Source organism: Methylocucumis oryzae (assembly GCF_000963695.1).
In the GTDB taxonomy this organism is placed as follows: domain Bacteria; phylum Pseudomonadota; class Gammaproteobacteria; order Methylococcales; family Methylomonadaceae; genus Methylovulum; species Methylovulum oryzae.
Genome location: NZ_LAJX01000030.1, coordinates 1 through 7,170, shown reverse-complemented (window position 1 = coordinate 7,170; position 7,170 = coordinate 1). Strand labels below are relative to the sequence as shown.

8 protein-coding genes and 1 pseudogene are annotated in these 7,170 nt (G+C 44.9%); 3 read left to right on the top strand and 6 right to left on the bottom strand.

Features of this window, described 5'->3' with window-relative positions; translation table 11 throughout:
* From VZ94_RS04235 to VZ94_RS30170, 6 genes and pseudogenes are all read right to left on the bottom strand, one after another.
* Positions 1 to 1,157 (bottom strand): annotated as a pseudogene (locus tag VZ94_RS04235) (thiamine pyrophosphate-binding protein); the annotation flags it as partial.
* 385 nt (positions 1,158 to 1,542) lie between these two features.
* Positions 1,543 to 1,896: a ribosome silencing factor gene (gene rsfS / locus VZ94_RS04230; RefSeq protein WP_045778285.1), complete on the bottom strand. Its 354-nt coding sequence runs from the start codon at positions 1,894 to 1,896 to the stop codon at positions 1,543 to 1,545.
* A 39-nt stretch (positions 1,897 to 1,935) separates the two neighbouring features.
* Positions 1,936 to 2,586, bottom strand: a complete 651-nt coding sequence (gene nadD / locus VZ94_RS04225) for a nicotinate-nucleotide adenylyltransferase (RefSeq protein ID WP_045778284.1) — start codon at positions 2,584 to 2,586, stop codon at positions 1,936 to 1,938.
* Positions 2,567 to 3,823, bottom strand: a complete 1,257-nt coding sequence (locus VZ94_RS04220) for a glutamate-5-semialdehyde dehydrogenase (RefSeq protein WP_045778283.1) — start codon at positions 3,821 to 3,823, stop codon at positions 2,567 to 2,569. The genes nadD and VZ94_RS04220 overlap by 20 nt, the downstream gene beginning before the upstream one ends.
* 112 nt (positions 3,824 to 3,935) lie before the next feature.
* A complete protein-coding gene (locus tag VZ94_RS04215) occupies positions 3,936 to 4,364 on the bottom strand; it encodes a nitroreductase family protein (RefSeq protein WP_275575127.1) in 429 nt (142 codons plus the stop codon).
* A complete protein-coding gene (locus tag VZ94_RS30170; RefSeq protein WP_275575126.1) occupies positions 4,330 to 4,515 on the bottom strand; it encodes a nitroreductase family protein in 186 nt (61 codons plus the stop codon). Before VZ94_RS30170 ends, VZ94_RS04215 begins: the two co-directional genes overlap by 35 nt.
* A 401-nt stretch (positions 4,516 to 4,916) precedes the next feature.
* On the opposite strand from VZ94_RS30170, the gene pqqA reads away from it, so the two are divergent.
* From pqqA to pqqC, 3 genes are all read left to right on the top strand, one after another.
* Positions 4,917 to 4,991, top strand: a complete 75-nt coding sequence (gene pqqA / locus VZ94_RS24205; RefSeq protein ID WP_006892363.1) for a pyrroloquinoline quinone precursor peptide PqqA — start codon at positions 4,917 to 4,919, stop codon at positions 4,989 to 4,991.
* A 100-nt stretch (positions 4,992 to 5,091) separates the two neighbouring features.
* On the top strand, positions 5,092 to 6,003 hold the full coding sequence (gene pqqB, locus VZ94_RS04210; RefSeq protein WP_045778282.1) for a pyrroloquinoline quinone biosynthesis protein PqqB: 912 nt from the start codon (positions 5,092 to 5,094) through the stop codon (positions 6,001 to 6,003).
* Positions 6,004 to 6,121: 118 nt separating this feature from the next.
* Positions 6,122 to 6,856, top strand: a complete 735-nt coding sequence (pqqC, locus tag VZ94_RS04205) for a pyrroloquinoline-quinone synthase PqqC (RefSeq protein WP_045778286.1) — start codon at positions 6,122 to 6,124, stop codon at positions 6,854 to 6,856.
* Positions 6,857 to 7,170: the final 314 nt, after the last annotated feature.

Genomic DNA, 7,170 nt, shown 5'->3' with positions numbered 1-7,170 from the left:
CTGCTTCCATACCGAAACCTGCGGCAGCAGAGAAGTTACCGCGCTCCATGATGCCTGATGAAATGAAGGTTTCTGGGAATGCTGTGTGGATTTTGTGCAAACCGCATGAGCCTTCCAAGTCAGAGTCAATCACGCGGACTTTTTTCGACGCGTTCAGCTTCAGACATGCCTTTCATGACTTCAACGACGGCATCGCCGAAGACGTTACGGTTGGCATCCCATTTGGCATTGTCTGAACCTAAGAAGGTGTCGGTCATTTTTGGCGCGACCACGCCTTTTAAGAAGTCAACTGCCGCTGTGTGGCCACGTGTTTCTAAATATTCCAACGCTACTTTCACTGATACAACGTCATGACCGTGGGTTGAACCTTCCAAACCAACGATACCTGGGCACATTTTACGGTGGTTGATAACCGCAACGGGGCCTGGTGTGTTAATCGCTTTGCAGATGTTGGCGTACAAGCTGTCTAAATCTTCGCCGTCACCTTCTAAGACAGTAACGCCTTGGCCTGCCAAGGTTTTTGCCGTTGAGCAACCTTTCAGGTATTTAGAAGGGTGACCAGCGATGGTGACGTCGTTGTCATCGATAATCAATTTAACATTTAAGCCTTGGGCAACCGCTAAACGCGCCGCTTCTGCATCATCGCCTTCTTGTTGTGAGCCGTCTGAGCCTAGGCAGAATACGGTTTTGCTTGGGTTGGCCATTGCTACGCCGTTAACATACGGCCACATGTGACCTAAACGGCCTGAGCTGAATTTAACGCCTGGTGTGAAACCTAATTCTGGGTGACCCGGCAAATGCGAATGCGCGGCGCGGTATTGGGTTAATTTTTCAGCGGGCATGTCACCGTTTAATACTGACATTAAGTATTGCGTAGCAACACGGTGTCCGGCTTCGTCAAAGAAGGTTGGAACGAAGTTTTCTGAGCCACGGAATAAGGCGTCTAAAATCATCACTTCAGGTACAGTGTCATAAGGGCCACCCGTATGACCGCCTACGCCACGCGCAGCACCGGTTGAGGTGAAAAAGACGATAGCATCGCGGCATAATTGGATGTTAGCTTGCAATGCGGCTTTTTGCTCGGCAGTCAACGTCGGTACGCTAGGATCTAACGTAATACGTTGATAAGCGCTTAAGTCGATTGGAAAATTTGACATAGTATTTTCTCGTTATTAATGGTTAGGGTTGAAAAGGGTTGGGGTTGAAAAGTAAGTTTTCTGTCTGTAAGTCGCCGTGATTATTGTTTTAAGTTTTGCTTCGCCGCTTACAGTTTGTTGATAAGTGCCTGGGTTAGCCTGCACATGACAGCTTGTCGAATGTCTCTGCGCAAGTACGCCATTATAACCGTACCGCATTAATTTGGCTGTGTTTTGAATGCATTTTTTAATGTGAGCCTGAATGCGGTGGTTTAATATTGATGGCGACTAGGCGTGCGAGGTTTGGGAGCTTAGTTGATGATGTAACAGCATCGCATGGCGCTCCCCGGCATCGAGCGTCATAGCCCGTTTAACTAGGGTCGCGATGCGCTATGTAGGTTTAGCGTTATACAATGGCAAAACTGCTAGCTACCGGTTGATCGACCGACCATAGCTTTTCTAATTGGTAAAAGGCGCGGGCTTGAGCCGTCATCGCGTGGACAATGACATCGCCTAAATCGAGTAACACCCAATCAGAGTTCATGTCGCCTTCTACACCTAGCGGTTTTAGACCTTGTTCTTTGGTTTTTTCGGTGACGTAATCGCATAAGGCTTTTAAATGCCGAGTCGATGTGCCTGTGACGATTACCATGTAGTCGGTAATGCTGGTTTTTTCTCTGACATCTAAGATAGTGATGTAATTGCCTTTGTGTTCGTCTAAGACGTGTTGCACAAGTGTTACTAATTCTTCTGCTTGCATAGTTTCTCTGAGCTGCTAAGGATGGCGTTTGTTATTTTGTTATAGGGATTGATAAAGCCGGTGCTGGTGTATGTATTCTATGACAGCATCGGGTAATAAAAAACCTGGATTTTTACCTTGGGCGATTAATTGCCGAATTGCCGTTGCGGAAATGTCCAGTTGGGTAATGGTTTGTAAATATAGTAATCCCGCTAAGTGTTGGCTTAATTCATCGCGTTGTTGAGCTAAGCGCTGCTGGCAAAATGCGTTTAATGTCGGTAATTCGGTGTTAGGTCTTGCTAATACGATAATATGTGCATAGTCAAATAAGCGCTGCCATTGATACCAGCTAGTCAGTTGGTTAAACGCATCCGTGCCAATAAACAGTAACAACGGGTGTTCTGGTAATTCTTCACGTAGCGAGACTAAGGTATCGACGGTATACGATTTACCCGGTCGGTGTAATTCCCGTGTGTCTAAACTTAAGTTGGCATAGTGTTTAATCGCTAATGCGAGCATGTCGGCACGCATATAGTCAGGCGTTTGAGGCTGATTTCTATGCGAAGGACGGGCGCAAGGAATGAGCTTTAGCTGGTCCAGCTTAAATAATTCTGTGACTTCTAAGGCGGCGCGTAAATGACCGTAATGCACGGGGTCAAATGTGCCGCCCATTATACCTAGCGCTGTGGTGTTATTGTCGGATATGACCATCGCCTAAGACAATGAATTTTAACGATGTTAAACCGGTTAAGCCAACAGGGCCGCGTGCATGTAATTTATCGGTGCTAATACCTATTTCTGCGCCTAAGCCGTATTCAAAACCATCGGCAAACCGTGTTGAGGCATTAACCATAACCGAACTAGAATCGACTTCACGTAAAAACCGTCTAGCTGCGGTATAGTTTTCTGTGACTATCGCGTCGGTGTGTTGCGAGCCGTATTCGTTAATATGGTTAATCGCTTGCTCTAAGTGCTCAACGATGCGTATCGACAAAATAGGGGCTAAGTACTCGGTATGCCAATCGGCTTCGGTCGCGCGTAGACATTGTGGGATTAACGAACAGCTTTTTAAACAACCGCGTAATTCCACGCCTTTGCTTAAATAAATGTTAGCGAGTTGCGGTAAGACTTTAGGGGCAATTGCTTCGGCGACTAATAAGGTTTCCATGGCGTTGCATACGCCGTAACGGTGAGTTTTAGCGTTGTCAGCAATGTTAATGGCTTTGTTAATATCGGCATGTTCGTCGATATAAACATGACAAATACCGTCTAAATGCTTGATAACCGGGATAGTCGCTTCGTTGCTAATGCGCTCGATTAAGCTTTTGCCGCCTCTAGGGACAATAACATCGACATAGCGATTCATCGTGATTAATTCGCCCACAGCGGCTCGGTCGGGTGTCGCAACGATTTGTACAGCGCTAACGGGCAGATTTGCCGCCATTAAACCCTTGGTAATGCAGGCCGCTATGGCTTGGTTAGAATAAATCGCTTCTGAGCCGCCGCGTAAAATACAGGCATTACCGGACTTTAAACATAATGCGGCGGCATCGACAGTGACGTTAGGCCTGGATTCGTAAATAATACCAATGACACCCAGTGGGACGCGCATTTGTCCGACTTGAATACCGCTGGGTCTATAGCTAAAACCGGTCATTTCGCCGACCGGGTCGGGTAATGCAGCGACTTGTTCTAAACCGGCTATCATCGCGTTAATGGCTTTTGGAGTTAATGCGAGTCTATCGAGCGAAGCCGGGTCTAAACCATTTTGTTTACCGGTGGCCAAATCTTTTTGGTTTTCTGCGGTTAATCGTTCGCGGTCTTGGTTCAGTGCGTCAGCAATGGCTAATAGCGCTTGATTTTTTTTATGGGTTTCGGTTTTGCTAAGCTCGCGTGCGGCTGTTTTTGCCTGTACGCCTAAATCGTGCATGTAGTCTTTAATAGTCATGGTGTTAAGACCTGTTAGCGATGAATCGAAAGTAAGTGAGGCGCGATTATACCGGGAGTTACTTGCTTGCGGTAATCGTTGAACTTAATCAAAAGCCGGTTGTTGCCAATGATTAGCAAAGACGTGGGCGTTTTAAAGGCTGGCGGCTACGGGGCGCGAGTTCGCTCGCTTGGAAATCGGCATCCAATATGCTGGCATCTGCTTGGTAACCTAACGCTAACATGCTGATGGGTTGGCATTGCTCGGGTAAGTTAAATACCGAGATAGCTTGTTCGACGCTAAAACCGCCCATTTGATGCGTTGCTAACCCTAAGGCGGCAGCTTGCAGGCATAAACTCATGCTGGCAGCTCCCGTATCGTATAAGGCATGACGGTTAGGACTACCGTTATGGTTAAAATGCGTCATGGCGGCAACCAAAATTAACACTGGGGCATTTTTAGCCCAACGTTGGTTTTTTTCATTGATAACAGATAAGGCTTGTTGCCAAGCGTTGTCATTATCGAATTTATTGCAAACAATAAAAACGCCACGGTTGGTCATTAAAGCACGAAGGCGACCAGCGAGCGGCTTCAAATAATGCCAGTAACTCTGTATCAGAAACCGGTTTATCGGCCGCAAACGCGCGTGGACTCCAGCGTTTGGCCATTAAATCGTGAATATTGGTTTGGGTAATAGCCGTTTTTTGTAACATGGTGTAAACCTGAGTGGTTATAAGGTTGATGTTGTCGTATGGTCTTGTTTTAATTATGCGCACAGTGCTTCGGATTGTACCATTGGCTAGCCTAATGGCAATCCTGCCAAGACTAAACAATAGGCGGCTACGGTAAAACTTAAGATTAACTTATACCCAGCTTATACGTCTTTCAGTAAATTTCTTAGATAGGTGAGTGCTAAGTTAAATTTCTTGGAAAAGGAATTGTTCTTATAGATAGTATTTTATTGCTAGTCTATGATTAATAATAACTTTTATTTTTAGGTAAACGAGTTATGCTAATGGCAATAGTTGCTAAAACATAGCGTTCATCGTATACTTCAAGCCGGCTTACTTGATCAAGCTAGCATATATTTAAAACTAAATTGGAGGTTATACTTATGAAATGGGAAACACCAAGCTACACTGATTTACGTTTCGGTTTTGAAGTAACTATGTACATCTACAACCGTTAATCCAAACGGCTTGTATAAAAAGGGGTTCGCAAGAACCCCTTTTTTTTGCCTGTAAAAAGTCAATCTCGTATCATAAAACGTTTTAGCATCAGGTCGTATCATGAAAATAAGAGTCTTAGGCGCGGGCGCAGGTGGTGGTTTTCCGCAATGGAATTGTAATTGTCATAATTGTGCCAGAATTCGTCGTAATGCCATGAATGGCAAGCCGCGCACTCAGTCGTCGATAGCGGTTAGCACCGATAATAATAACTGGTTGTTATTTAATGTATCACCCGATATACGCGCGCAACTAGAGGCATTTCCGGCTATTCAACCAAAAAATGGCATTCGCGATACCGGCATTAAAGCGATTTTATTAATCGATAGTCAAATTGACCATAGCACCGGTTTGTTGATGCTACGCGAAGGTAAGCCGTTAGAAATTTATTGTACCGAAATGGTTAAGCAAGATTTGAGTACAGGCTTTCCGATTTTTAATATGCTAACGCATTATTGTGGTGTAAATCAGCATACGATTCCAACTGACGGCAGCAGTTTTACCATTCCTGGCATTGATGACTTGCGTTTTTATAGCCAAGCTTTGTTGAGTAAAGCGCCGCCGTATTCACCGCACCGCTACGACCCGCACGAAGGTGATAATATCGGCGTGATTATTGAGCAAATTTCTACTGGCAAAAAAGTGTTTTACTCGCCGGGATTGGGTGAAATTGAGCCGCATGTGTTGTCCGCAATGCAGGCTGCTGATTGTGTCTTAGTCGATGGCACCTTTTGGACCGATGATGAAATGGTGGCACAAGGAATTAGCCATAAACATGCCCGGGAAATTGGCCATTTACCGCAATCCGGTGAAGCTGGCATGATAGAGGTGTTAAATAGTTTAGGGGATAAACGCAAGATATTGATCCATATCAATAACACCAATCCTATCTTGGATGAAGATTCTGAGCCGTTTAAACAACTCGCGGACAATGGCATTGAAGTCGCTTACGACGGGATGGAAATCGATTTATAAGTCGCATATAACCCGGATTAAGTCTGTTATTTGTGCAGTGCGACGCTTAATCAAGCTAAACTTCATCTAGTAGACATCTACGCAGATGTCGTTTTTTAATAATAAACCAGGACTTATTATGACTACTTCTGACGCTACGCCGTGGACTCGACAAGAATTTGAAGCTGAGTTACGCGCGATGGAAAAGTATTACCATATTCATCATCCGTATCATCAATTAATGAACGAAGGCAAGCTGACTCAGCAGCAAATCCAAGGCTGGGTGGCGAATCGGTTCTATTATCAGGTTAGCATTCCTATTAAAGATGCTAATATCCTAGCTAATTGCCCAGACAGAGAGACTCGTGCTAAATGGATACAACGCATTTTAGATCATGATGGTCATCCCGGTGATACTGGTGGGATTGAGGCTTGGATTCAATTAGGTATTGCGGTAGGTTTAAGCCGAGAAGACGTGACATCATTAAAACATGTGTTGCCCGGTGTGCGCTTTGCAGTCGATGCGTATGTTAATTTTGCCAGACGCGCCGATTGGCATGAAGCGGCGAGTTCGTCATTAACAGAATTATTTGCCCCTAAAATTCATCAACAGCGCCTAGATAATTGGCCTACCCATTATCCGTGGGTGCAAATGGACGGTTATAACTATTTCCGCAAGCGCTTAACCGAAGCGCGTCGCGATGTGGAGCATGGTTTGGAAATTACGTTAGATTGGTATAAAACTCGCGAGCAACAACAGCGCATGTTGGCTATTTTGAAGTTTAAGCTCGATGTGTTATGGACAATGGCGGATGCGATGTATATGGCGTATATTCATGAAATGCCTCCGTATTTTAATATTGTTGAACAATAAAGCTAGGTGATGAATGCGCAGTGTTACTTTGCTTGTGCTGGTTCTTATCCTATCAAATGCGTATTTGGGGTATCGTCTCTTCTACCATAGAACCTCAGATCCAATACAAGCATTTTGCGCTAACTGTTATGCTGTTGATATGACTATTAATGAACAACGCGCCATGATCTCAATGCTCTTATTGCTTGTGCGCCCATATTTCGTTGGGCACCATCTTGGCGATATTCAACCTCAACTCGCATCTGCGTGTCCGAATTCCAGTATTAAGGCAGAGCGGATATTTGCTTGTGGTTTAGTCATTTCGCTTGATCATA